The 24,393-nt window shown below is 65.3% G+C and carries 23 protein-coding genes and 1 tRNA gene; 11 read left to right on the plus strand and 13 right to left on the minus strand.

What is annotated here, in order from left to right:
- Positions 1 to 10 precede the first annotated feature (10 nt).
- Positions 11 to 2,074: a sodium-translocating pyrophosphatase gene (locus AC1Q9M_RS17340; protein ID WP_492434820.1), complete on the minus strand. Its 2,064-nt coding sequence runs from the start codon at positions 2,072 to 2,074 to the stop codon at positions 11 to 13.
- Between the two features lie 302 nt (positions 2,075 to 2,376).
- Between AC1Q9M_RS17340 and ppa the strand changes: the two genes are divergently transcribed.
- Entirely contained in the window at positions 2,377 to 2,916 is a 540-nt protein-coding gene (ppa, locus tag AC1Q9M_RS17345) for an inorganic diphosphatase (protein ID WP_382157451.1), read from the plus strand.
- A gap of 11 nt (positions 2,917 to 2,927) precedes the next feature.
- Here the strand turns inward: ppa and AC1Q9M_RS17350 are convergent, their stop codons facing one another.
- A complete protein-coding gene (locus AC1Q9M_RS17350) occupies positions 2,928 to 4,097 on the minus strand; it encodes a GNAT family N-acetyltransferase (protein ID WP_444686693.1) in 1,170 nt (389 codons plus the stop codon).
- Positions 4,098 to 4,153: 56 nt separating this feature from the next.
- On the opposite strand from AC1Q9M_RS17350, the gene AC1Q9M_RS17355 reads away from it, so the two are divergent.
- The gene (locus AC1Q9M_RS17355; protein WP_492434823.1) at positions 4,154 to 5,833 is read left to right on the plus strand and encodes an NAD+ synthase; all 1,680 of its coding nucleotides are present in this window, start codon (positions 4,154 to 4,156) and stop codon (positions 5,831 to 5,833) included.
- Here AC1Q9M_RS17355 and AC1Q9M_RS17360 read toward each other — a convergent pair.
- Positions 5,830 to 6,852, minus strand: a complete 1,023-nt coding sequence (locus AC1Q9M_RS17360; protein WP_444686691.1) for an asparaginase — start codon at positions 6,850 to 6,852, stop codon at positions 5,830 to 5,832. The two genes, AC1Q9M_RS17355 and AC1Q9M_RS17360, sit on opposite strands and share 4 nt — an antisense overlap.
- Before the next feature lie 105 nt (positions 6,853 to 6,957).
- Between AC1Q9M_RS17360 and AC1Q9M_RS17365 the strand changes: the two genes are divergently transcribed.
- Positions 6,958 to 7,296, plus strand: coding sequence for a P-II family nitrogen regulator (locus tag AC1Q9M_RS17365; RefSeq protein ID WP_066265986.1), 339 nt, complete (start codon positions 6,958 to 6,960; stop codon positions 7,294 to 7,296).
- An 18-nt stretch (positions 7,297 to 7,314) separates the two neighbouring features.
- On the opposite strand, the gene AC1Q9M_RS17370 is transcribed toward AC1Q9M_RS17365, so the two are convergent.
- From AC1Q9M_RS17370 to AC1Q9M_RS17380, 3 genes are read right to left on the minus strand one after another with little or no spacing between them, the layout of a single operon-like run.
- Positions 7,315 to 7,902, minus strand: a complete 588-nt coding sequence (locus AC1Q9M_RS17370; RefSeq protein ID WP_382325142.1) for an LOG family protein — start codon at positions 7,900 to 7,902, stop codon at positions 7,315 to 7,317.
- A 19-nt stretch (positions 7,903 to 7,921) separates the two neighbouring features.
- On the minus strand, positions 7,922 to 8,311 hold the full coding sequence (locus AC1Q9M_RS17375; RefSeq protein ID WP_382157461.1) for a diacylglycerol kinase: 390 nt from the start codon (positions 8,309 to 8,311) through the stop codon (positions 7,922 to 7,924).
- 12 nt (positions 8,312 to 8,323) lie between these two features.
- The gene (locus AC1Q9M_RS17380) at positions 8,324 to 8,878 is read right to left on the minus strand and encodes an RDD family protein (RefSeq protein WP_444686690.1); all 555 of its coding nucleotides are present in this window, start codon (positions 8,876 to 8,878) and stop codon (positions 8,324 to 8,326) included.
- A gap of 279 nt (positions 8,879 to 9,157) precedes the next feature.
- Between AC1Q9M_RS17380 and AC1Q9M_RS17385 the strand changes: the two genes are divergently transcribed.
- The 7 genes from AC1Q9M_RS17385 to AC1Q9M_RS17415 all read left to right on the plus strand — a co-directional run bounded on the left by AC1Q9M_RS17385 (position 9,158) and on the right by AC1Q9M_RS17415 (position 18,466).
- Positions 9,158 to 10,933 (plus strand): acetolactate synthase 3 catalytic subunit, encoded by a 1,776-nt coding sequence (locus tag AC1Q9M_RS17385; protein WP_444686689.1) that lies wholly within the window; start codon positions 9,158 to 9,160, stop codon positions 10,931 to 10,933.
- 117 nt (positions 10,934 to 11,050) lie between these two features.
- On the plus strand, positions 11,051 to 11,542 hold the full coding sequence (gene ilvN, locus AC1Q9M_RS17390) for an acetolactate synthase small subunit (RefSeq protein WP_291118919.1): 492 nt from the start codon (positions 11,051 to 11,053) through the stop codon (positions 11,540 to 11,542).
- Positions 11,543 to 11,684: 142 nt separating this feature from the next.
- On the plus strand, positions 11,685 to 12,701 hold the full coding sequence (gene ilvC / locus AC1Q9M_RS17395; protein WP_291118923.1) for a ketol-acid reductoisomerase: 1,017 nt from the start codon (positions 11,685 to 11,687) through the stop codon (positions 12,699 to 12,701).
- Positions 12,702 to 12,866: 165 nt separating this feature from the next.
- Positions 12,867 to 13,679, plus strand: a complete 813-nt coding sequence (pssA, locus tag AC1Q9M_RS17400; RefSeq protein WP_382157467.1) for a CDP-diacylglycerol--serine O-phosphatidyltransferase — start codon at positions 12,867 to 12,869, stop codon at positions 13,677 to 13,679.
- A gap of 173 nt (positions 13,680 to 13,852) precedes the next feature.
- Positions 13,853 to 15,541 (plus strand): 2-isopropylmalate synthase, encoded by a 1,689-nt coding sequence (leuA, locus tag AC1Q9M_RS17405; RefSeq protein ID WP_382325139.1) that lies wholly within the window; start codon positions 13,853 to 13,855, stop codon positions 15,539 to 15,541.
- Between the two features lie 44 nt (positions 15,542 to 15,585).
- Positions 15,586 to 17,127, plus strand: coding sequence for a 2-isopropylmalate synthase (locus AC1Q9M_RS17410; RefSeq protein ID WP_382157471.1), 1,542 nt, complete (start codon positions 15,586 to 15,588; stop codon positions 17,125 to 17,127).
- Between the two features lie 178 nt (positions 17,128 to 17,305).
- Complete coding sequence (locus AC1Q9M_RS17415) at positions 17,306 to 18,466, plus strand: serine hydrolase (RefSeq protein WP_382157473.1); 1,161 nt, start codon at positions 17,306 to 17,308, stop codon at positions 18,464 to 18,466.
- A gap of 62 nt (positions 18,467 to 18,528) precedes the next feature.
- On the opposite strand, the gene AC1Q9M_RS17420 is transcribed toward AC1Q9M_RS17415, so the two are convergent.
- The 4 genes from AC1Q9M_RS17420 to AC1Q9M_RS17435 all read right to left on the minus strand — a co-directional run bounded on the left by AC1Q9M_RS17420 (position 18,529) and on the right by AC1Q9M_RS17435 (position 21,324).
- Positions 18,529 to 19,329, minus strand: a complete 801-nt coding sequence (locus AC1Q9M_RS17420; RefSeq protein WP_382157475.1) for an IclR family transcriptional regulator — start codon at positions 19,327 to 19,329, stop codon at positions 18,529 to 18,531.
- A gap of 103 nt (positions 19,330 to 19,432) precedes the next feature.
- Positions 19,433 to 20,170: an arginyltransferase gene (locus AC1Q9M_RS17425; protein WP_382157477.1), complete on the minus strand. Its 738-nt coding sequence runs from the start codon at positions 20,168 to 20,170 to the stop codon at positions 19,433 to 19,435.
- On the minus strand, positions 20,167 to 20,937 hold the full coding sequence (gene aat, locus AC1Q9M_RS17430) for a leucyl/phenylalanyl-tRNA--protein transferase (protein ID WP_382325138.1): 771 nt from the start codon (positions 20,935 to 20,937) through the stop codon (positions 20,167 to 20,169). The genes AC1Q9M_RS17425 and aat overlap by 4 nt, the downstream gene beginning before the upstream one ends.
- A gap of 30 nt (positions 20,938 to 20,967) precedes the next feature.
- Complete coding sequence (locus AC1Q9M_RS17435; RefSeq protein WP_382325136.1) at positions 20,968 to 21,324, minus strand: VanZ family protein; 357 nt, start codon at positions 21,322 to 21,324, stop codon at positions 20,968 to 20,970.
- 38 nt (positions 21,325 to 21,362) lie between these two features.
- On the opposite strand from AC1Q9M_RS17435, the gene AC1Q9M_RS17440 reads away from it, so the two are divergent.
- A tRNA-Asn gene (locus tag AC1Q9M_RS17440) sits at positions 21,363 to 21,438 on the plus strand.
- Between the two features lie 80 nt (positions 21,439 to 21,518).
- On the opposite strand, the gene AC1Q9M_RS17445 is transcribed toward AC1Q9M_RS17440, so the two are convergent.
- The 3 genes from AC1Q9M_RS17445 to AC1Q9M_RS17455 form a co-directional block, all read right to left on the minus strand.
- Positions 21,519 to 22,592: an NAD(P)/FAD-dependent oxidoreductase gene (locus AC1Q9M_RS17445; RefSeq protein WP_382325134.1), complete on the minus strand. Its 1,074-nt coding sequence runs from the start codon at positions 22,590 to 22,592 to the stop codon at positions 21,519 to 21,521.
- Between the two features lie 7 nt (positions 22,593 to 22,599).
- Positions 22,600 to 22,929, minus strand: a complete 330-nt coding sequence (gene fdxA / locus AC1Q9M_RS17450; RefSeq protein WP_382157485.1) for a ferredoxin FdxA — start codon at positions 22,927 to 22,929, stop codon at positions 22,600 to 22,602.
- Between the two features lie 102 nt (positions 22,930 to 23,031).
- Entirely contained in the window at positions 23,032 to 24,342 is a 1,311-nt protein-coding gene (locus tag AC1Q9M_RS17455) for a sulfate adenylyltransferase subunit 1 (RefSeq protein ID WP_492434831.1), read from the minus strand.
- Positions 24,343 to 24,393 lie beyond the last annotated feature (51 nt).

Consider the following 24,393-nt stretch of genomic DNA (forward strand, 5'->3'; position numbering starts at 1 on the left):
GAGAAAGGGATCAGGCCGCCAGCGGCAGCAGCGGCACGATCAGCAGCGCCACGATGTTGATGATCTTGATCAGCGGGTTGACGGCAGGGCCTGCCGTGTCCTTGTAGGGGTCGCCCACGGTGTCGCCGGTCACGGCGGCCTTGTGCGCCTCGCTGCCCTTGCCGCCGTGGTGGCCGTCTTCGATGTACTTCTTGGCGTTGTCCCAGGCGCCACCGCCAGTGCACATGGAGATGGCCACGAACAGGCCGGTGACGATGGTGCCCATCAGCAGGCCGCCCAGCGCTTTCGGGCCCAGGAACACGCCCACCAGGATGGGGACCACCACCGGCAGCAGCGAGGGGATCACCATCTCCTTGATGGCCGCCGTGGTCAACATGTCGACCGCCTTGCCGTACTCGGGCTTGGCCGTGCCTTCCATGATGCCGGGGATCTCCTTGAACTGCCGGCGCACCTCCACGACCACCGAACCGGCGGCACGGCCCACGGCCTCCATCGCCATGGCACCGAAGAGGTAGGGGATCATGCCGCCGATGAACAGGCCGATGATCACCATCGGGTCGCTCAGATCGAACTTGATCTGGTGGCCGTAGGTTTCCAGCTTGTGGGTGTAGTCGGCGAACAGCACCAGCGCGGCCAGGCCGGCGGAGCCGATGGCGTAGCCCTTGGTCACGGCCTTGGTGGTGTTGCCCACCGCGTCCAGCGGGTCGGTGATGTCGCGCACGCTGCTGGGCAGCTCGGCCATTTCGGCGATGCCGCCGGCGTTGTCGGTGATGGGGCCGTAGGCGTCCAGCGCGACCACGATGCCGGCCATGCTCAGCATGGCGGTGGCGGCGATGGCGATGCCGTACAGGCCTGCCAGCGTGTAGGAGGCCACGATGCCGACGCAGACGAACAGCACCGGCCAGGCGGTGGAGCGCATGGACACGCCCAGGCCGGCAATGATGTTGGTGCCGTGGCCGGTGGTCGAGGCTTGTGCGATGTGCTTGACCGGCGAGTACTGCGTGCCGGTGTAGAACTCGGTGATCCAGACCAGCGCGGCGGTCAGCACCAGGCCCACGGCGCAGGCACCGAAGAGGCGCAGCTGGCTGCCTGTGGCGGTGATGGCGTTGTCCGGCATGATCCAGGCGGTGACGAACCAGAAGGCGATCAGTGAGAGCACGCCTGCGATCGCCAGGCCCTTGTACAGCGCGGGCATCACGTTCTTCATGCCCGGGCTGGCCTTCACGAAGAAGCAGCCGACGATGGACGCCAGGATGGATACGCCACCGAGCACCAGCGGATAGAGCACGGCCTGCATGGGCGCGGCCGCGACCATGAGGGCGCCCAGCACCATGGTGGCGATCAGCGTGACCGCGTAGGTCTCGAACAGGTCGGCTGCCATGCCGGCGCAGTCGCCCACGTTGTCGCCCACGTTGTCGGCGATCACCGCCGGGTTGCGCGGGTCGTCTTCCGGAATGCCAGCCTCGACCTTGCCCACCAGATCGGCGCCCACGTCGGCACCTTTGGTGAAGATGCCGCCGCCCAGGCGCGCGAAGATGGAGATCAGCGAGGAGCCGAAGGCAAAGCCGATCAGCGGGTTCAGCAGCTTGGCCAGATCGGCCGCTGGCGTGAGGTTGCCGTTGCCGACCAGGAACCAGAAGAAGCCGGACACGCCCAGCAGGCCCAGGCCCACGACCAGCATGCCGGTGATGGCGCCGCCGCGGAAGGCCACGTCCAGCGCCGGGCCGATGCCCTTGGTGGCCGCTTGCGCGGTGCGCACGTTGGCGCGCACCGAGATGTTCATGCCGATGAAGCCGCAGGCGCCCGAGAGCACGGCACCGAGCACGAAGCCGATGGCGGTGGGGCCTTCGAGGAAGACGCCGATGAGGATGGCCAGCACCACCCCGACGATGCCGATCGTCTTGTACTGCCGCGCGAGGTAGGCCGCGGCGCCGGTCTGAATGGCCCCGGCGATTTCCTGCATGCGGGCGTTGCCCGCGTCCTGAGAAAGAATCCAGCTGCGGGACCAGAAGCCGTAGATGACGGCCACCAGCCCGCAGACCAACGCAAAGATCAGCGCAGATTGTCCAACCATGAGAATTACTCCTGCTTGTTTCGACTTGGAGGGGGCAACGCCTCCGGGGCTGCCCCCGCTGCGTTGCTTCCTCGCTGCCGGTTTGCGCTGCGTTGCACAGCGTTGAAACAGGGCGATTGGCCAACCCCTTGAATTTAGCGGGGAAATGCCACTTGGCCACTCCTTGTGGCCAGGTTTGTCAGCCTGGAGTCGGTAAAATCAGGGTAAATCCTAGGCGCGCCGGGCCGAATCCAGGCGCGCCTTTGTTCGCCGGCAGGCCTGCCGGACCGAAAAGCCCCTTTTCAAACCACGACCTTATCAACATGTCCCTTGACAACGTCACCCCAGGCAAAAACGTTCCCGAATCGTTCAACGTGATCATCGAGATCCCGATGAACGCCGACCCGATCAAGTACGAGGTGGACAAGGAAACCGGCGCCATCTTCGTGGACCGCTTCATGAGCACGGCCATGCACTACCCGACCAACTACGGTTATGTGCCGCAGACGATCTCTGGCGATGGCGACCCGGTCGACGTGCTCGTGATCACGCCCGTGCCCCTCATTCCCGGTGTGGTCGTGCCCTGCCGCGCGATCGGCATCCTGAAGATGCAGGACGAGGCCGGCGAAGACGGCAAGGTGCTGGCCGTGCCGACCGACAAGATCCTGTCGATCTACACCCAGTGGCAGAAGCCCGAAGACCTGAACCCGATGCGCCTGAACACCATCCAGCACTTCTTCGAGCACTACAAGGACCTGGAGCCCGGCAAGTGGGTGAAGGTGATCGGCTGGGAAGGCAAGGACGCCGCCCACCAGGAAATCCTGGACGGCATCGCGAACTACAACAAGGCCAAGCAGGCCTGATCAACCCAGGCTCAAGGCGCTGCCTTGAGCGGATTTCGCAGGGCCAGGTGATCGAGGTACTCCCCGATCCCCTGGCCTTCGCGTTCCAGGAAGCGTTCCACCGCGTCCGCGAACGCGGGATGTGCCAGCCAGTGGGCGCTGGTCGTCTTCACCGGCAGCAGGGCGCGCGCCATCTTGTGTTCGCCCTGGGCGCCCCCTTCGAAACGGACGAAGCCGTGTGACATGCACCAGGCCAATGGCTGGTAGTAGCAGGCCTCGAAGTGCAGGCAGTCCACGCGCTCCAGTGCACCCCAGTAGCGCCCGTAGGCCACGCGGGTGTGGTCGTCGATGCCGATCAGGCTGCAGGCCATGGGCCGGCCTTCGCGTTCGGCGATGAACAGCAGCCAGTGTTGCGGCATGGTGGTCGCCATGCGGCGGAAAAAATCCCGGCTCAGGTAGGGCGCGTTGCCGTGCTCGAGGTAGGTGCGCTCGTAGCAGCGGTAGAAGAAGTCCCAGTCGGCCTCTGAAATGTCGGCGCCGCGCGACCAGCGGAAGCGCACGCCCGCATCGGCCACCTTGCGCCGCTCCTGCCGTATTTTCTTGCGTTTTTCCTGCTGCAGGCTGGCCAGGAAATGTTCGAAATCGTCAAAGGGCTGGCCCCTCGCATCCTGATTGCTCCAATGGAACTGGACGGTGTGCCTGAGCATCAGGCCGGCGGCATGGCACGCGTCGATGTCGTGGGGTTGCGCGAAGAGCAGGTGCAGCGACGACAGCTGTTCCTCTCGGGTGTGCGCGATCAAGGCCTTCACCAGCGCCGCGCGCGAGGCCGGGTCGCGGGCCAGCAGGCGCGCGCCCGGCACCGGGGTGAACGGCACGGCCACCAGTGCCTTGGGGTAGTAGTCCAGCCCATGCTGAGCGTATGCATTGGCCCAGGCCCAGTCGAACACGTACTCGCCGTAGGAGTGGCTCTTCAGGTACATCGGGCAGGCCGCGTGCAGCACATCGCCGCGCCACAGCGTCACGAACTGGGCTTGCCAGCCGGTGGCCTCTCGCGCGCTGCCGCTTTCGTGCAGCGCCGACAGGTACTCATGGCGCATGAAGGGGCTGGGGTCGGGCTCGTTGTCCAGCAACGCGTTCCAGGCGCCGGCATCGATCGCCTGCGGCGAGGCAAAGACCCGGGTGACATAATCGATTTCAGACAAACACGGCTCCCGCCCACCGCGTTTTCGCGGTCTCTCCAGCAAGGTTTCCAGACCCCATGACTCTCTCCATTTGCGTGGCCCAGCTCAACTTCGTGGTGGGCGACATGGTGGGCAACGCCCGGAAAATCGTCGACGCCGCCACCCAGGCCCATGCCCGTGGCGCGCGCCTGCTGCTCACGCCCGAGTTGGCCCTCTGCGGTTACGCGGCCGAGGACCTTTTCCTGCGGCCGGCGTTCATCGATGCGTGTGATGATGCCCTCAAAGTCATCGCGGCCGGGACGACCCACCTCAAAGGCCTGCACATCGTGGTGGGACATCCGGCGCGGGCGCCTGGGGCCACGATCGAACGGCGCGAACGCAGCGTGGCCGTGGCTTACCTGCACAACGCGGCGAGCGTGTTGCGCGAGGGCCTGGTGACCCACACCTACGCCAAGCGCGAGCTGCCCAACTACCAGGTGTTCGATGAGCGCCGCTACTTCGTGCCGGGCCACGCGCCCTGCGTGATCGAGGTGGAAGGCGTGCGCGTGGGCCTGCTGATCTGTGAAGACGCCTGGTTCGACGCCCCTGCCGCCGACGCCCGGGCCGCCGGCGCCGACCTGCTGGCTGTCATCAATGCTTCGCCGTTCCATGCCGGCAAGGGCGGCGAGCGCGAAGCCACCATGCGCGAGCGGGTGCGCTCCACCGGTCTGCCGCTGGTCTACGCGCACCTGGTGGGCGGACAGGACGAGATCGTCTTCGAGGGGCGCAGCTTCGTGCTCGGTGCCGACGGCGCCCTGGCTGGTCGCGCGGTGAGCTTCGAGGAGACGCTGTTCGATGTGGCCTTCACGCGGGATGGAGCTGGCTGGCAGATCACCGCCGAGACCGACCGCGCCCACAGCCCGGAGGCCGACCTGTGGCATGCGCTGGTGCTGGGCGTGCGCGACTACCTGGGCAAGAACGGATTCCCAGGCGCCATCCTGGGCCTGTCGGGCGGCATCGACTCGGCGCTGGTGCTGGCCATCGCGGTCGACGCGCTGGGCAAGGACCGTGTGCGCACGGTGATGATGCCGTCGCCGTACACGGCCGACATTTCCTGGATCGATGCGCGCGACATGGCTGCGCGCATGGGCGTGCGCTACGACGAGATCGCCATTGCGCCCCAGTTCGAAGCCTTCAAGGCCAGCCTGGCCAGCGAGTTCGCCGGCCTGTCCGAAGACACGACGGAAGAGAACCTGCAGGCGCGCATCCGCGGCACCCTGCTCATGGCCTTGTCCAACAAGTTCGGCAGCATCGTGCTGACCACCGGCAACAAGAGCGAGATGGCCACGGGCTATTGCACGCTGTATGGCGACATGGCCGGCGGTTTTGCCGTCATCAAGGACGTGGCCAAAACCATGGTCTTCAAGCTGGCCCGCTGGCGCAACGCGCACGATCCCTACGGCACGGGTGCGAACCCGATCCCGGAACGCATCATCACGCGCCCACCCAGCGCCGAGCTGCGACCCGATCAGAAGGACCAGGACAGCCTGCCGGAATACCCGGTCCTGGACGCGATCATCGAGCGCTACATGGAGAACGACCAGAGCCCCGAGAGCATCGTGGCCGCCGGCTTCGAGCGGGCCGACGTGGACAAGGTGGTGCGCCTGATCCGCATCAACGAATACAAGCGCCGCCAGGCACCCGTGGGCATCCGCGTGACCCACCGCAGCTTCGGCAAGGACTGGCGCTACCCGATCACCAGCAAGTACCGCGCTTAAACGCTGCGCAGCGCCAGCACCGCGCGCATCTCACCCACCTCGATGCCCGCCGCGTTCTTCAATGGCGGGGGAATCAGGCTGGCGAGGGCGGCCCGGCTGGATTCGTCGAGCCAGCCGAGTTGTTCCAGGGCCGACACGAAGGCCACCATCAACGGGGCCAACTGACCATCGCCGACTTTGGCGGCGATGCCGATGCCGCGGCTGAAACTCGCCAAGGCCTGAACGCCGTCGGCGCCGACCTTGCTCACCCAGTCGCCGCGGCCTGCCTGCATCAGGGCCAGGTCGTTGCGGCCTTGCCCGCTCACGCGTTCGGGGTGGCGGCTCATGGCGCGGGCGATGCGCTGTGGTGCCTGGCCATAGATCGGGTCGGGCTCGGCCAGCGTCAGGCGGGCAAACGCGTGCGCCAGCGAGCGCAAGGGCAGGGCGTAGTTGGGCGCGCTGCAGCCATCGGTGCCGCGCACCAGTTGGTCGACGGGCACGCCGGAAAAATGGCTCACGCTGGCCGCAATCTGCTGTTGCACCGGGTGGTCGATGTCAAGGTAGTTGCCGGACGAGGCGCCGAGCGCGTGGGCGAGCAACAGCATGCCGGTGTGCTTGCCCGAGCAGTTGTGGTGCAGCCGGGTGAAGCGCGCGCCCGGTGCCGGCGTGGCGCCCGTGGCCCCGAAGAAGAAGGGCACGTGGGTGCCGCAGGCCAGCGCCGATTCGTCTGCGCCCAGCTTGCCCAGCAGCGCGGCGACACCGTCGACGTGCAGGGATTCGCCGCTGTGGCTGGCGCAGAGCAGCGCAATGTCGGTGTCGCTCAGCCGGTAGCGCTCCGCGGCCTGGGCGATCAAGGGCATGGCCTGGAATGGCTTGAGCGAAGAGCGCGTGAACATCGGGGACGCCACGTCGCCCACGGCCGCCAGCAGCCTGCCCTGCGCATCCACCACCGCCATGGAGCCGTGGTGGACGTTCTCGGGATGGCCTCCCCGGTAGGCCACGGTGAGGGGAACGTGTCGGGGCAGGGCGTGTGCGGACATGGTGGCGCGAGAAGGGTTGAGCCCGCAGTGTACGAACGTTGCGCGATGCGTTGGGCATAATGAAATGCAGACAAGCTTTTCCCGCAACGCCCCCGGAGCCTCCGAATGAAACAAATCACCGCCGTCATCAAACCGTTCAAGCTCGAGGAAGTGCGCGAGGCCCTGGCCGAGCAGGGCGTGACCGGCTTGACCGTGACCGAGGTGAAAGGATTTGGCCGGCAGAAGGGCCACACCGAGCTCTACCGCGGTGCCGAGTACGTGGTGGACTTCCTGCCCAAGGTCAAGGTGGAAGTCGTGGTCAAGACCGACGACGTCGATCGCTGTGTGGACGCGATCATCCGCGCCGCCCGCACCGGCAAGATCGGTGACGGCAAGATCTTCGTGACCTCGGTCGAGCGCGTGGTGCGCATCCGCACCGGCGAAGAGGACGAAACCGCGGTCTGAGACCCGGTTCCGGGAGGCTCAGATGGCCTCGATGCGCGGCTCGGGCGCCAGCCCGGCGGATTGCACCAGCTCTGGCAACAGGCTGGCCGGATCGCGGCCCACGCGGATCAGGTCCATCTGCCAGGCGTTCATGAACTGCTGCTCGACACCCGTGCGCAAAAAGGTTTCCAGACCGTCGTAGTAGCCACCCACGTTGAGCAGGCCCACGGGTTTGTCGTGGTAGCCCAGCTGGCGCCAGGTCCAGACCTCGAAGAATTCCTCGAACGTGCCGATGCCGCCCGGCAAGGCCACGAAGGCATCGGCGCGCTCGGCCATCATGCGCTTGCGCTCGTGCATGGTGTCCACCACGTGCAGTTCGGTGCAGCCGTGGTGCGCCCATTCCTTTTCAACGAGAGCCTTCGGGATGATGCCCACCACGCGGCCCCCGGCGGCGAGCGTGGCTTCGGCGACCACGCCCATCAGGCCGTTGCGGCCACCCCCGTAGACGAGTTGGCCGCCCCGGCTGCCGATCCATTCGCCCACGGCGCGGGCGGTGTCGGTGAAGGCTGGGTGCGCGCCGGGGCGCGAGCCGCAGTAGACGCAGAGGGAGAAGGTGGGAGAAGTCATGAGGGTGAGGAAAAAATGGTCAGGCCCAGCGGGTCCACAGGGCGGCGATCCAGATGCCGGCGCACAGCAGCAGGCTCAGCAGCACCGCCGCGCTGCCCATGTCCTTGGCGCGTTTGGACAGGTCGTGCCACTCGGGGCCGATGCGGTCAATGGCGGTTTCGATGCCGGTGTTGAGGAGTTCGACCACCATCACCAGCAACACCGAGGCGGCGAGCAGGGCCGTCTCGACCCAGTTTCGGCCGAGCCAGAACGCTGCGGGAATCATCACCAGGGCGGCCAGGGCTTCCTGGCGAAAAGCCGTTTCGCCCCAGCCGGCGCGCAGGCCGGCCAGGGAATAGCGGAACGCATGCGCCATGCGCGTGAGGCCGGTGCGGCGCTTCTGGGCGTCAACGGGTTCTTGGTTGTTCATTGGAGACTGGTTTCAGCGCTTGGCACGAGGCGGTGTAGGGGGCGGGGCCTGGTGCACGAGGCGGGTGCCCGCGAGCGCATCGTGCAGAAACTGGCGCTGCGGATGGAAGCGCGAGAGCAGGGCCCAGACGACGATCCAGCCGCACAGCAGCACCGCCAACTCGCCCCCAGGCAAGCCCATGAGGCCGGAGACCGCCAGCGGTGGCAGCAACCAGAGCCAGGACAGCAGGTAGCGCAGCAGGGCGCGAGCCTGGGTGAGCGCGCGCCCATGGCGGTCCACGACGCGGATGTGCCAGGTCTTCATGGCCAGCGTCTGGCCCTTGGCCCAGAACCAGGCGAAGTAGATGCCGAACACCACGAACAGGAACGCCTGCTGGGCATGCCGGTTGTCAAGGGCGTGCCGGGTCTGGGTGAGCGTGGAAAACAGGTAGCCGGCGAGGAACACGACGCCGAACATCAGCATGCCCTCATACAGCCAGCAGGCCATGCGGCGGCGCAGCGAGGGCGCCATCAGGTTGGGTTCGGCGCTGGAAGGGGGCGTGGTCGAGGCAGGCGGGGAAGCGGGCATGAGGCAGGCGGCGGGCGCGAAGGCGGCAAGGAAGACGGGAATTGTCGCATTGCGGCACATGCGGGCGCCTTTTTGGGGTGGCTTCCGACGCCCCGGCTGGAAAAACCTTGTTGCAGTGCGATAATGCCGGCTGCAATTCAAAACAAGGCAAACGGATCAGGGTCCGGCGGGGTATGTGCCCGCTCATGGCCATTGGTCTCAAGTCTCGAAACCGCTCCACAAGAGTGGGTCAAGAGGCACCCAAGGTTTTTCGTCAGAGAAATTCTCGAAAGGTTCATCATGGAAATCAGCAAGGCCGAACTGGCCTCGGCTGCCGCCGCCAAAGGCGCAGCCCCTCAAGACCTCCGCGGCGCAGAAATCCTCATCAAGGCCCTCCAGGCCGAAGGTGTGAAGTACGTCTGGGGCTACCCCGGCGGTGCTGTGCTGCACATCTACGACGCTTTCTACAAGCAGAACACGATCCAGCACGTGCTGGTGCGCCATGAGCAGGCCGCCGTGCACGCGGCCGACGGCTACGCGCGCGCCACCGGTGACGTGGGCGTGGCCCTGGTCACCTCCGGCCCGGGCGTGACCAATGCCATCACGGGCATCGCCACGGCCTACATGGACAGCATCCCCATGGTCATCGTGACCGGTCAGGTGCCCACCGCCGCGATCGGCCTGGACGCCTTCCAGGAGTGCGACACCGTGGGCATCACCCGCCCCATCGTCAAGCACAACTTCCTGGTCAAGGACGCGCGCGACATGGCGATGGTCATGAAGAAGGCCTTCCACATCGCCCGCAGCGGCCGGCCCGGCCCGGTGGTGGTGGACATCCCGAAGGACGTGTCCTTCAACAAGGTGCCCTACAACGGCTACCCCGACTCGGTGGAGATGCGTTCCTACAACCCGGTGCGCAAGGGCCATGGCGGCCAGATCCGCAAGGCGCTTCAACTGCTGATGACGGCCAAGCGGCCCTACATCTACACCGGTGGCGGCGTGTTGCTGGGCAACGCCACCAACGAGCTGCGCACGCTGGTGGACATGCTGGGCTATCCGGTCACCAACACGCTGATGGGCCTGGGCGCCTACCCGGCTTCCGACCGCAAGTTCCTGGGCATGCTGGGCATGCACGGCACGATCGAGGCCAACAACGCCATGCAGAACTGCGACGTGCTGCTGGCCGTGGGGGCACGTTTCGACGACCGAGTGATCGGCAACCCCAAGCACTTCGCGCAGAACGAACGCAAGATCATCCACATCGACATCGACCCGTCGAGCATCTCCAAGCGTGTCAAGGTCGACATTCCCATCGTGGGCGACGTCAAGGACGTGCTGACCGAGCTGATCAGCATGGTGCGCGAGAGCACCGCGCGGCCCGATGACAAGGCCCTGGCCGAGTGGTGGAAGACCATCGAGACCTGGCGTGCGCGCGACTGCCTGAAGTACGACCGTGGCAACAAGGACGTGATCAAGCCGCAGTACGTGCTGGAAACGCTGTGGAACATGACCAAGGATGCCGACACCTACATCACGTCGGACGTGGGGCAGCACCAGATGTGGGCGGCCCAGTACTATCGCTTCGACGAGCCGCGCCGCTGGATCAACTCCGGTGGCCTGGGCACCATGGGTGTGGGCATTCCCTATGCCATGGGCATCAAGCTGGCCAAGCCCGACAGCGAGGTGTTCTGCGTGACGGGTGAAGGCTCGGTGCAGATGTGCATCCAGGAGCTGTCCACCTGCCTGCAGTACAACACGCCCATCAAGGTCGTGGCCTTGAACAACCGCTACCTGGGCATGGTCCGTCAGTGGCAGGAGATCGACTATGAAGGTCGCTACAGCCACAGCTACATGGACGCGTTGCCGAACTTCGTCAAGCTTGCCGAGGCCTATGGCCACGTGGGCATGCTGATCGAGCGTCCCGAGGACGTCGAACCGGCGTTGCGCGAAGCGCGCAAGCTCAAGGACCGCACGGTCTTCATGGACTTCCGCACCGACCCCACTGAGAACGTGTTCCCGATGGTTCAGGCCGGCAAGGGCATCACCGAGATGCTGCTGGGTTCCGAAGACCTGTAATCCCCGAAGCGAGGCGGCGAAAAGCCTTCGCCGCTTCATCCCCTCAGACGAATCTATTGTCCGCCAAGCCTGCGCATTACCGTGCGCAGGGGAGGGCGGCGAAAAGAGGAATCGCACATGAAACACATCATCGCTGTCCTGCTGGAAAACGAACCCGGCGCCCTCTCGCGCGTGGTGGGCCTGTTCTCGGCCCGTGGCTACAACATCGAATCGCTCACGGTGGCGCCCACCGAGGACCCCAGCCTCTCGCGCATGACGATCCAGACCACAGGGTCGGACGACGTCATCGAGCAAATCACCAAGCACCTGAACCGCCTCATCGAGGTCGTCAAGGTGGTCGACCTCACCGAGGGGGCCTACACCGAGCGCGAGCTCATGATGGTGAAGGTCCGCGCGGTGGGCAAGGAGCGCGAGGAAATGAAGCGCATGGCCGACATCTTCCGCGGCCGCATCATCGATGTGACCGAGAAGAGCTACACCATCGAACTCACCGGCGACCAGGGCAAGAACGACGCCTTCCTGGAGGCGATCGATCGCTCGTCCATTCTGGAGACCGTGCGCACGGGCGCCAGCGGCATCGGCCGGGGTGAGAGAATCCTGCGCGTCTGACTGTTTCGGGGCTCAGCCATTTGCCCGTTCGCGCTGAGCCTGTCGAAGCCCGGGCCCGCCTTTGTGGCGGGCCGGGGTACCGAGAGCCCTTCGACAGGCTCGCGAAGAACGGCACAACCCATCAAATCCATTGGAGCAAAGCATGAAAGTTTTCTACGACAAAGACTGTGACCTGTCCCTGATCAAGGGCAAGACCGTGGCCATCATCGGCTACGGCAGCCAGGGCCACGCACACGCACAGAACCTCAACGACAGCGGCGTGAAGGTCGTGGTTGGCCTGCGCAAGGGCGGTGCTTCCTGGGACAAGGTCGGCAAGGCCGGCCTGAACGTCCTGGAAGTGAACGAGGCGGTCAAGGCCGCCGACGTGGTCATGATCCTTCTGCCCGACGAGCAGATCGGCGAGGTCTACAAGAACAACGTCGAACCCAACATCAAGCAAGGCGGCTCGCTGGCCTTCGCCCACGGTTTCAACGTGCACTACAACCAGGTCGTGCCCCGCGCGGATCTGGACGTGTGGATGGTGGCGCCCAAGGCCCCCGGCCACACCGTGCGCAACACCTACACCCAGGGTGGCGGCGTGCCTCACCTCGTGGCTGTGCACCAGGACAAGAGCGGCAAGGCGCGTGATCTGGCGCTGAGCTACGCCATGGCCAACGGTGGCGGCAAGGCCGGCATCATCGAGACCAACTTCAAGGAAGAGACCGAGACCGACCTGTTCGGTGAACAGGCCGTGCTGTGCGGCGGTGCCGTCGAGCTGATCAAGATGGGCTACGAAACCCTGGTCGAAGCCGGCTACGCGCCCGAGATGGCCTACTTCGAATGCCTGCACGAGCTCAAGCTCATCGTGGACCTGATCTACGAAGGCGGCATCGCCAACATGAACTACTCGATCTCGAACAACGCCGAATATGGCGAGTACGTGACCGGTCCGGAAGTGATCAACGAGCAGTCGCGCGTGGCCATGCGCAACGCGCTCAAGCGCATCCAGAACGGCGACTACGCCAAGATGTTCATTCAGGAAGGCCGCCTGAACTACCCGTCGATGACGGCTCGCCGCCGCAACACCGCCGACCACAGCATCGAAGTGGTGGGTGCCCAGCTGCGCGCCATGATGCCCTGGATCGCCAAGAACAAGCTGGTGGACCAGACCCGCAACTGATCGTCCAGCCGCGCCGCCTGCCGGCGCGCATCGACCGCAAAGGCCACTTCGGTGGCCTTTGTCGTCTTTTCCTACAGACACACTGCTTTACACTGGGGCATTCTGTGCAGGAGGTCTGCTCCAGGAACCGAGGGTTTCTGGGCGCAGCGACGCACGGAGGCCCGAATGCACGACGGAACCGAAACCACTATGACGCCAAGCGACGAACGCCCCAGGCGCCCCAAGGGCATCTACATGGTGCCCAACATGATCACGCTTGCGGCCCTGTTCGGCGGCTTCTACTCGGTCGTCATGGCCATGAACGGCCGCTACGATCTGGCCACCGTGGGCATCTTCGTGGCCATGGTGCTGGACAGCCTGGATGGCCGCGTCGCGCGCCTCACGAACACGCAGAGCGCGTTCGGTGAGCAGATGGACTCGCTGTCCGACATGGTGTCCTTTGGTGCGGCCCCGGCGCTCATCGCCTACGAATGGACCTTGCGCGACATCGGCCGCTGGGGCTGGATCGCGGCCTTCGTGTACTGCGCGTGTGCGGCCTTGAGGCTGGCGCGTTTCAACGTCAACACCGCCGTGGTCGACAAGCGCTATTTCCAGGGCCTGCCGTCTCCCGCAGCCGCCGCGTTGGTGGCGGGGTTCATCTGGCTCATGACCGAGTTGGAGATTCCCGCGCAGGACGTGACCTGGCCCATGTTCGTCATCACGCTCTACACGGGCCTGACCATGGTGACCAACGTGCCTTTCTACAGCTTCAAGGACCTGAGCCTGAAGAAGAGCGTGCCGTTCGCGGCCATCGTGCTGGTGGCCCTGGGCATCGCGGTCATCAACATCCACCCACCGACCGTGCTGTTCGCGCTCTTCGTCGTGTACGGGCTGTCCGGGTATGCGGTGTACTTCTGGCGCAAGGCCAAGGGCCGACCGACCAGCGTGATCAGCACCTCCACCGACGAGCCCGACGAGCGCGGCCTGCACGACGATTGAGCTTTGTGATACAGTTTGAGCCATGATTTTTCGCGCTTTCGCCCTACTACTGGATGTCCGACACGGGCAGGCTTGGTAGCGCACGCGCATTCCATTCAAAACGGCCCGTTTGCACCTGCAGCGGGCCGTTTGTGTTTTGGGGCTGCGGGTTTCAGTAACATCGAAAGAGCACCATGTTGAAACACCCTGCCAGCAAGTACCCTGCCTTCAAGCCGATCGGTCTCAAGGACCGCACCTGGCCCGACGCCGTCCTCACCCAGGCCCCCATCTGGCTGAGCACCGACCTGCGCGACGGCAACCAGGCCCTGATCGAGCCCATGGATGTGGAGCGCAAGCTGCGCATGTTCGAGTTGCTGGTGAAGATCGGCTTCAAGGAGATCGAGGTCGGATTCCCATCGGCTTCGCAGACCGAATTCGATTTCCTGCGTCGCCTGATTGACGAGCGCCTCATTCCCGAGGACGTCACCATCCAGGTGCTGACCCAGGCGCGCGAACCGCTGATCCGGCGCACCTTCGAGGCCTTGCAGGGCGCGCCGCGCGCCATCGTGCATCTCTACAACGCCGTGGCCCCCGTCATGCGGCGCGTGGTGCTTGGCATGAACGAAGACGAGATCGTCGAACTGGCCACCTCACAGGCCCGCCTTTTCAGCGAGCTCGCCGCCTTGCAGCCTGCCACTCAGTGGACTTTCCAGTACTCGCCCGAAATGTTCTCCGGCACCGAGCTCGCCTTCTCCAAGCGCGTGGTGGATGCCGTCACCGAGGTCTGGCAGCCGACGGCCGAACACAAGTGCATCATCAACCTGCCGTCCACGGTGGAGCACAGCACGCCCAACATCTTTGCCGACATGATCGAGTGGATGCACCGCCATCTCGCGCGGCGCGATGCGATCGTGCTGTCCGTGCATCCGCACAACGACCGCGGCACCGGAACGGCTGCGGGTGAGTTCGCCTTGATGGCGGGCGCCGATCGCATCGAAGGCTGTCTGTTCGGCAACGGCGAGCGCACTGGCAACCTCGATCTGGTCAACGTGGCGCTCAACCTCTACACACAAGGTGTCTCGCCCGGCCTGGACTTCTCCGACATCGACGAGATCCGACGCACCGTCGAGCACTGCAACCAGTTGCCGGTGCACCCACGCCATCCTTACGTAGGCGATCTGGTCTACACCTCGTTCTCCGGCTCTCACCAGGACGCGATCCGCAAGGCATTTGCCGCGCGCCGGGAAGACGACGCCTGGAACATCCCCTACCTGCCTGTGGACCCCAAGGATCTGGGGCGCAGCTATGAGGCTGTGATCCGCGTCAACAGCCAGTCAGGCAAAGGCGGCATCGCCTACCTGCTGGAAAACGAATACGGCCTGGAATTGCCGCGCCGCTTGCAGATCGAGTTCAGCCAGGTGGTGCAGGAGGTCATGGATGCCAACGGCAAGGAGCTGGCCGCCGCCGACCTGTGGGACATCTTCGAGCGCGAGTACGGCCTGTCCCAGGCCCGCGCGCCGCTGCAGCCCGTGATGGAGGACATCTCGGGCCAGAGCGTGCGCGTGGCGGCCCAGGTGGAGATCGGCGGTGAGCCGGTGGTGGTGGACGGGCAGGGCAACGGCCCCATCGACGCCTTCGTCAACGGCCTCAACGCAGCGATCGACCGCCAGGTGCGGGTGCTTGACTACCACGAGCACGCCATCGGCTCGGGCGCGCAGGCGCGCGCAGTGGCCTATGTGGAGATGCGCATCGACGAGACGCGCACGGTGTTCGGGGTGGGCATCGACGCCAACATTGTCTCTGCGTCCTTCAAGGCCATCCTGTCCGGCCTGCACCGGGTGACGAGGCCCCACACCAGCGAATCCGAAGCCCAGGCGGTCTGATCCCGACCTGGGTGGATAAAAACAACTTTGAATGGAGTTTCCCCATGAGCGACAAACTGATCATTTTCGACACCACCCTGCGCGACGGTGAGCAATCGCCCGGTGCGTCCATGACCAAGGACGAGAAGCTGCGCATTGCGCGCCAGCTGGAGCGCCTGAAGGTGGATGTGATCGAGGCCGGCTTTGCGGCCAGCTCGAACGGGGACTTCGACTGCGTGCAGGCCATCGCCAACACCATCAAGGAGTCCACGGTGTGCTCGCTGGCGCGGGCCAACGACCGGGACATCGCGCGGGCTGCGGAAGCCCTCAAGGGCGCTCAGCGCGCGCGCATCCACACCTTCATCGCAACCAGTGCCCTGCACATGGAGAAGAAGCTGCGCATGACGCCCGAGCAGGTGCTGGAGCAGGCAGTGCAATCGGTGCGCTTCGCCCGCAACCTGGTGGACGACATCGAGTTCAGCCCGGAAGACGGCTACCGCAGCGACGTTGATTTCCTCTGCCGCGTGCTGGAGGCCGTGATCAAGGAAGGCGCGACGACGCTGAACATCCCGGACACGGTGGGCTACGCGATCCCGGAGCTCTACGGCGATTTCATCCGCACGCTGCGCGAGCGCGTGCCCAACTCCGACAAGGCCATCTGGTCAGTGCATTGCCACAACGACCTCGGCATGGCCGTGGCGAACTCGCTGGCCGGCGTGAAGATCGGTGGCGCGCGCCAGGTGGAGTGCACCATCAACGGCCTGGGCGAGCGCGCGGGCAACTGCTCGCTGGAAGAGATCGTGATGGCGGTGCGCACACGGCGCGACTACTTCGGCCTGGACGTGGGCGTGGACGCCACGCAGATCGTGCCGGCCAGCCGCATGGTGAGCCAGACCACCGGGTTCGTGGTGCAGCCCAACAAGGCGGTGGTGGGTGCCAACGCGTTTGCCCATGCCAGCGGGATTCACCAGGACGGCGTTCTCAAGGCGCGCGACACCTATGAGATCATGCGCGCGGAGGACGTGGGCTGGAGTGCCAACAAGATCGTGCTGGGCAAGCTCAGCGGCCGCAATGCGTTCAAGCAGCGCTTGCAGGATCTGGGCATCGAGATGGAGTCCGAGAGCGAGATCAACACCGCGTTTGCGGCGTTCAAGGAACTGGCCGACCGCAAGAGCGAGATCTTCGACGAGGACATCCTGGCCCTGTGCAGCGACGAAAGCGTGACCGCCGAGAAGGAGCAGTACGGCCTGGTCTCGCTGAAGCAGCGCAGCGAGACCGGCGAGCGCCCGCACGCCAGCGTGGTGTTCACCGTGGACGGCAAGGAAATTCAGGGCGAGAGCGACGGCAACGGCCCCGTGGACGCGTCCCTGAAAGCGATCGAGAACCACGTGAAGAGCGGCGCCGAGTTGCTGCTGTATTCGGTCAACGCCATCACCAGCGGCTCCACCGAGAGCCAGGGTGAGGTGACGGTGCGCCTTCAACACGGTGGCCGCGTCGTCAACGGCGTGGGTGCCGACCCAGACATCGTCGTGGCCTCGGCCAAGGCGTACCTGAGTGCCTTGAACAAACTGCACAGCAAATCGGACCGAGTCGCCGCGCAGGGATAAAACCCCAATGAAATCAAAGGCTTGATGAATTGTGTTTCGTGAGACGCAGAAAAGACACCAAAAGTAGCACTTGTTCTACCGATCACTGAAGACAGTTTCCCAAGCTTTTGATATTGCTAGTTTTTTTCCGAATGCCTATACTTCACCCCTGCGCAGTTCCTGTTGCTGGAGTGGAGTCATGGTCATCGGCGTCGATCGTTTTCGCAAAATTTTGCTGGTTGCGGCTGTTGCCGGTTGGGTAGCGCTTTCCTTCGCGCCCTTGCAAGCCCAGGCCGCCAGCAACGCGAAAACCGCCAAGAAGACGGTGACAGCCAAGGCCACTCCCAAGCGCACGGTGGCCACCTCCAAGAAGGCCCAACCCAAGGTGGCGCAGGCCCCGGCACGCAAGACCGTTCGCGTGGCCAGCAAGCCCCAGGGCCGTGTGAAGGTTCAGATGGCGGCGGGCAAGACGACCTCGCTGCACAAGGTGGCCGTTCAACGCAAACCCGCAGCCACCCAGGCGGTGATGCGCGCGGCCGTGGCGCCCCGTCTTTCCGAAGGCTCGCGCCTGGGCCTGCGTTCGATGGACGATCCGCTCGAACTCAATTCCAGCGTGGCCCTGGTGATCGATCAGGAAACCAACGAAGTGCTGTTCAGCAAGAACGACGCGGCCGTGCTGCCGATCGCCTCGCTGACCAAGCTCATGACCGGCCTGGTGGTGGCAGACGCCCACCTGAACATGCAGGAAATGATCACCATCACGCAGGACGACGTGGACACCTACAAGGGCAGCAGTTCGCGCCTGGCCGTGGGCACCACGCTCAGCCGTGGCGAGCTGATGCACCTGGCGCTGATGTCCAGCGAAAACCGGGCCGCCCATGCACTCGGTCGCACCTACCCGGGCGGTCTTGCCGAGTTCGTGCGCCTGATGAACAAGAAGGCGCTGGAGCTGGGCATGGCGGACACCCGTTACGTCGAGCCCACCGGCCTGTCCAGCTCCAACCAGTCGAGCGCGCGCGATCTCGCGACCCTGGTGTCCGTGGCCTACCAGCGCCCCATCCTGCGCGATTTGTCCACGTCGCCCAGTTACGAGGTCGACCTCGGTCGTCGCACGCTGCACTACAACAACTCGAATGGCCTGATCAAGAACCCGTCGTGGGACATCGGCCTTCAGAAGACGGGCTACATCTCCGAAGCCGGCCGTTGCCTCGTCATGCAGGCCAAGGTGGCGGGCCGCCAGTTGATCATGGTGTTTCTGGACGCCACGGGCAAAGTGGGGCGCATGCAGGACGCCGAACGCGTGCGGCGCTGGGTCGAAGTGCAGACCGATGCGCGCGTGATGCCTCGCCCTCAAGGCTGACCCTTTCCCAGCCCCCATGAAAAACGGCCCGTCAGGGCCGTTTTTCATGGGGGGTGACGCGCTCAGCGGGCGGATGCCGGCATCGGCACCTTGGGGCAGCCCAGCGCGGATGAAATCTCGGCAGCGGTGGAGCGCAGCTTGGGCACCCAGCTCTCGTCGATGCGGTCCGCGGGGGCGGAGATCGACAGCCCAGCCACCAGCTTGCTCTGGTCGTCGTAGATGCCGGCGGCCATGCACCTCACGCCCAGCTCCAGTTCCTCGTTGTCCCGTGCGAGGCCGGCTTGACGGCACTGCGCCAGTTCGCGTTCCAGGGTGGCGAGCTGGGTCAGGCTGTTGCGCGTGTTGCCGGCCAGCCCGGTGCGGGTGGCGTAGGCGCGCACCCGTTGCGGCTCGTCATCGGCCAGGAAGAGCTTGCCCACCGAGGTGAGGTGCAGGGGCGCGCGGCCACCAATGGCGCGCACCACTTGCATGCCGGAGCGTTCGCTGTACGCCCGCTCCACATAGACGATTTCGTCGCCCTGGCGCACGCTCAGGTTGACTGGCTGCTGGATCATCTTGTGCAGCTCGCGCATGGGCAGCAGGGCGGCATCCCGCACGCTCAGCCGTGCCTTGACCAAGTTGCCCAGTTCCAGCAACCGCATGCCGAGCCGGTAGCTGCCTGCCTCGGGCCGATCGACAAACCGGCCGATGGTCAGGTCGTTGAGGATGCGGTGCGCGGTCGAGGGATGCAGGCCGGTCTTCTCGCTGATTTCCTTCAGCGACACCGGTTCCTCGCGCGATGCCAGCACTTCCAGCAGGTTGAACATGCGTTCGATCACCTGGACAGTGGGCGTGCTGGGAAGGGTCTCGGAGCGTTTGGTCATGAGAGGTCAGAGGTTGTTCTTGATTTTACAAGATGAAATCCACTTCCTCCAACCGGTGCCGGAACACGCTGGCAGCGAACGCCGCCCTCGGTCAGGCCACGCCTCAGGGCGCCGTGATCCAGCGGCCCTCGAGCAGCAACTCGTGCGGCTGGAAGCCCGCCTTGTAGTTCATCTTGCTGCTCTGCCCGATCCAGTAGCCCAGGTACACATGGGGCAACTCCAGCGCGCGGGCCTGATCGATCTGCCAGAGCACGCTGTACGTGCCGTAGCTGGCCTTTTCATCGGGTTCGTAGAAGGTGTAGACCGCCGAGAGGCCATCGTTCAGCACGTCGACGATCGAGACCATCTTGAGCCGGGAAGGGCCACCGTCGGTGCCGGGCTGATGGAACTCCACCAGCCGCGAATTGACCCGGCTCTGCAGAAGGAACTGCGTGTATTGGTCGATGCTGTCGTGGTCCATGCCGCCGCCGGCGTGGCGGCTGTTCTGGTAGCGCAGGTAGAGCTGGTAGTGCTCGGGGATGAAGCAGAGCTTGAGCACGCGCGTCTGCAGCATGCCGTGCTGCTTCGCCGATCGCCGCTGGCTCCGGTTGGGTGTGAACGAAGCGACCGGCACGCGCAGCGGCACGCAGGCCTGGCAGCCATCGCAATACGGGCGGTAGGTGAACATGCCACTGCGGCGGAAGCCGTGCGTGACCAGATCCGAGTACGCATCGTTGTGGATGAGGTGGCTGGGGGTGGCGACTTGCGAGCGCGCCTGACGGTCCGGCAGGTAGCTGCACGGGTAAGGTGCCGTGGCGTAAAACTGCAGCGCCTGAAGCGGGAGTTCTTTGAGGTGGGTCACGCGCGAGGACCGTCGTCAGAGAGGATGTGCTGCCAGTATACGGGCTCGAATTCCCAGCGTGGGGCAGGGTGGGGCAGGGCCATTCGAACGTGTCGGCAGAACTCGTCGCGGGCCATGAGCTGGCCGCCCAGCGATGCCAGGTGCGTGGTGTTCTGCTGGCAGTCGATCAGGGGCATGGCGTGGGCGCGGCAGAAGGCAATCAGCGCCGCCAGGGCGATCTTGGAGGCATCGCTGCGGCGGCTGAACATCGACTCGCCGTACACCATGGCGCCGAGATTGACGCAATACAGCCCACCGGCCAGCTCGCCGTCGAACCAGGCCTCCACACTGTGTGCGAGGCCTGCGTGATGGAGCCGGACGTAGGCTTCCACCATGGCGGGCAGGATCCAGGTGCCAGTCTGGCCGTCGCGCGGCGTGTGCGCGCAGGCGCGGATGACACGTTCGAAGTCGTGGTCGAAGCGCACTTCCAGCCGCTGCTCGCGCAACAGCCGAGTGAGTGTCTTGCGCAGCGAGCGGTGCAGACGGAACTGGCGGGTCTCCAGCACCATGCGAGGGTCGGTGCTCCACCACAGGATGGGTTGGCCCGCGCTGTACCAGGGGAAGATGCCACGGGAGTACGCGGCGACCAGTGTCGGCACATCCAGCACCCCGCCTGCGGCGAGCAGACCGGGCGCGGGGTCCGTGGCACTCCAGGCCGTTTCCACGGACGGAAACGCTTGGCCGGGCTCGAGCCACGGCAATGCTCGGTTGGGCGGGGTGTGTGACATGCCACTATTGTGCGCGGCGGCCCCGCGGTTTCAAGCGGCGGGGCGGGCGATCCGACGAAGAAGCCACCAGGCCAGGGCGCCCAGCAGGATGCCCACGCCATCGGCCGCGAGATCCGACCATTCGCCGTAGCGCCACCCCGTGGCCGCCTGGGCCAGTTCGATGGCGCCGCCATAGGCCAGCAGAGACGCAGCCACCGCGTTGGGCCGACGTGGATAGGCGAGCAGGCCCAGGAACGCCAGCCAGGCGAATCCGAACGCGTGCTGGGCCTTGTCCCATATGTCGAGGCTCTGGGGTGGAAGCAGGACCACGGGCACGAGCGAGGCGACGGTGAGCACCGCGACACTGAGCCAGAAAAGCGGTTTGATGATGAAGATGAAGCGGGTCATAGAAAAACGCGAAAAACGACGCTATAATTCGAGGCTGTTCCCTGATAGCTCAGTCGGTAGAGCGACGGACTGTTAATCCGCAGGTCCCTGGTTCGAGTCCAGGTCGGGGAGCCAGACAGACAAAAGACAAAGGCCTTCTTCGGAAGGCCTTTGTCTTTTCTGCGTCTTGTCACTGCGCACAACACGGCCTGGGCTCAATCCAGCACCGGCGAGTCCACGCCCAACACCTTGTGCAGCTTGGTGCTGCTGGTGGTGTATTGCAGCGTCACCTTCTTGTCGGGAAAGATGAAGGGCGCGGCGCCGAAGGCGGCCAGAGCACACTCATGGAAACCGGAGAGGATGAGCTTCTTCTTGCCCGGGTAGGTGTTGATGTCACCCACCGCGAAGATGCCTGGCACGCTGGTGGAGAACTTTTCGGTGTCGACCACCAGCTGCTTGCGTTCGATGTCCAGGCCCCAGTCTGCGATCGGGCCGAGCTTGGGCGAGAGACCGAAGAACACCAGCAAGGCGTCCAGAGGCACGACGCGGGTCACGGCGTCGGGGCCGGTGACTTTCAGGCCTGTGAGGCGGCCATCGCTTTCCTCGAAGCCGGTGGTCTGGCCGACGATGAACTGCATCTCGTGGCGTTCGCAGAGTTCGCGCATCTTTGCCACGTTCGCGGGCGCGGCTTGAAAGCCGTCGCGGCGGTGGATGAGGATCACGCTGGCGGCCCGGTGCGGGCCCTCGGCCGCGAAGGTCAGGGCCCAGTCGAGCGCCGAATCACCTCCACCAATGATGACCAGGTGCCTGCCCGCGAAATCGGCCGGGCTCCTGACCCGGTAGAACAGCTGGGTGTCCTCGAATCGGTCCAGCCCCTCGACATTGAGCTTGCGCGGCTGGAAAGCGCCCACGCCAGCGGCGATGAACAAGGTCTTGGTGAGGAACCGCGCGCCCTTGGAGGTGGCGACGAAGAAGCGGCCATCCGCCTGCTGTTGCACGCTGGTGACTTCCTGGCCAAGGTGGAAGCTGGCACCGAAAGGCTTGATCTGCGAGAGCAGGCGATCCACGAGCTCCTGCCCGGTGCACACCGGGATGGCGGGGATGTCGTAGATGGGCTTGTCCGGGTACAGCTCGACCGGCTGACCGCCGGGGTAGGCGAGTGAGTCGATCACGTGCGCCTTGATCTCCAGCAGGCCCAGTTCAAAAACCTGAAAGAGGCCGACCGGGCCCGCGCCCACGATGACGGCATCGGTTTCGATGGGGCCGTCGGGCGTGTTGGCGAAGGTCATGCCAGGTTCAGCGAATCAGCTCCGACAACTTGTCGCTGCGGTCTTTCCACTCGTCGTGGTCGGGCAAGGGATCCTTGCGCTTGGTGATGCTCTTCCAGCCCGGCAGGCGGGCGAGCTCGGCGTTGAGCTCGGTCATGTGCTGCTGGTCCTTGGGCAGGTCTTCCTCGGCGTAGATCGCGCTCACCGGGCATTCGGGAATGCACACCGCGCAGTCGATGCACTCATCCGGGTCGATCGTCAGGAAGTTCGGGCCTTCGCGGAAACAGTCCACGGGACAGACGTCCACACAATCGGTGTATTTGCAGCGGATGCAGGCTTCGGTGACAACGTGGGTCATGGTGATGATGGGAATCGGTAGAACCCCGGATTTTAGGGTTTCCCTGAACCCCAGGCAGGCGCAAGCCCCTTGCCTGGGTACGCGTTAAGGACGGAGGGTCTTTCAGAGCACCAGCAAGGCGCCCGAGGTGCGGTGGCTGGCGGTGTCCACCAGCACCAGGGACCCGAGGGTGCGCGAGCGCTCGAAGGGCAGGGTGGCCAGCGGTTCCTGCAGCGCCAGCTCGATGTGGCCGATGGCGTTGGGCTCGAGCTGGCTGGCCTCTTCCTCGGCCAGTGTGTGGATGTCCAGGCGGTGCACGATGCGCTTGATCTTGGCCTTGACCCAGCGGTGGCCATGCAGCGCCCAGTACACGCGGCCGGGCACCAGGGTCTCGTCGTCGAGCCAGGCCACGGTGGCGCGGATCTCGCGGCTGCCGGTCAGGGTGTCCTGCGCTTCACCATCCTCGACGGCCAGCAGCCAGTCGCCGCGCGAGACATCGACCTCGCGGTCGAGCACGATGCCGGCGCTGTGGCCGGCCAGCACGGCCTGGGGCTGGCGCACGTGGTTGAGCACCTGCGCGACCACGGCGGTCTGACCGTTGGGCATGATGCGCACCGCCTGACCCGGCTGCACGCCACCCGTGGCCACACGGCCCCAGAAGACGCGGCGGCCTTGCGAGGTGTCGGACGAGCTGCTGAATTTCTCCACCCATTGCACGGCGAAGGCGAAGGGCAGCGTGTTGTCGGCCGGCGTGACGGGCAGGCCTTCGAGGATATCCAGCAGCGTCGGGCCGCTGTAGCCGCACCAGCCGGCCTGCTCGCTGGCGTCCACCACGTTCCAGCCCTTGAGAGCCGACACCGGCACGGTGGCCGTGACCGGGATGCCGGCCTGCGCGGCGAACTGCCGCAGCGCCGCGGCGATGTGGGCGAAGGCCGTGCGGCTGTCCTCGACGGCGTCGAGCTTGTTGATGGCGAACACCACCGAGGGCATGCGCAGCAGCTTGAGCAGCAGGCTGTGGCGGCGCGTCTGAGGGAGCAGTTGCAGCGCGGCGTCGGCCCAGTTCAGCTTGGTGGCGTCCACCAGCACCACGGCCGCGTCGGCGCTGGAGGCCGCCGTGACCATGTTGCGCGTGTACTGCTCATGGCCCGGGGCGTCGCCGATGATGAACTTGCGCGCTTCGGTGCTGAAGTAGCGGTAGGCCACGTCGATGGTGATGCCTTGCTCGCGCTCGGCCGACAGGCCGTCGGTCAGCAGGGCGAGGTCGGTCTGGCCGTGGCGCTGCACGCCGGCCAGGTGGTCCTGCAGCACGGCCTTGCTGTCGACCAGCAGGCGGCCGATCAGCGTGCTCTTGCCATCGTCCACGCTGCCGCAGGTGATGAGGCGCAGGGCGGAGCGGGTGTCTTGGGCAATGGGAGCGAGTTCAGCGGTGGTCATGGCGATCTTTCTGCGAGAGATATCTGTTCAAGGGTGTCGCGGGTCCGGCTT

Source organism: Hydrogenophaga sp. GW823-FHT04C09 (assembly GCF_058796355.1).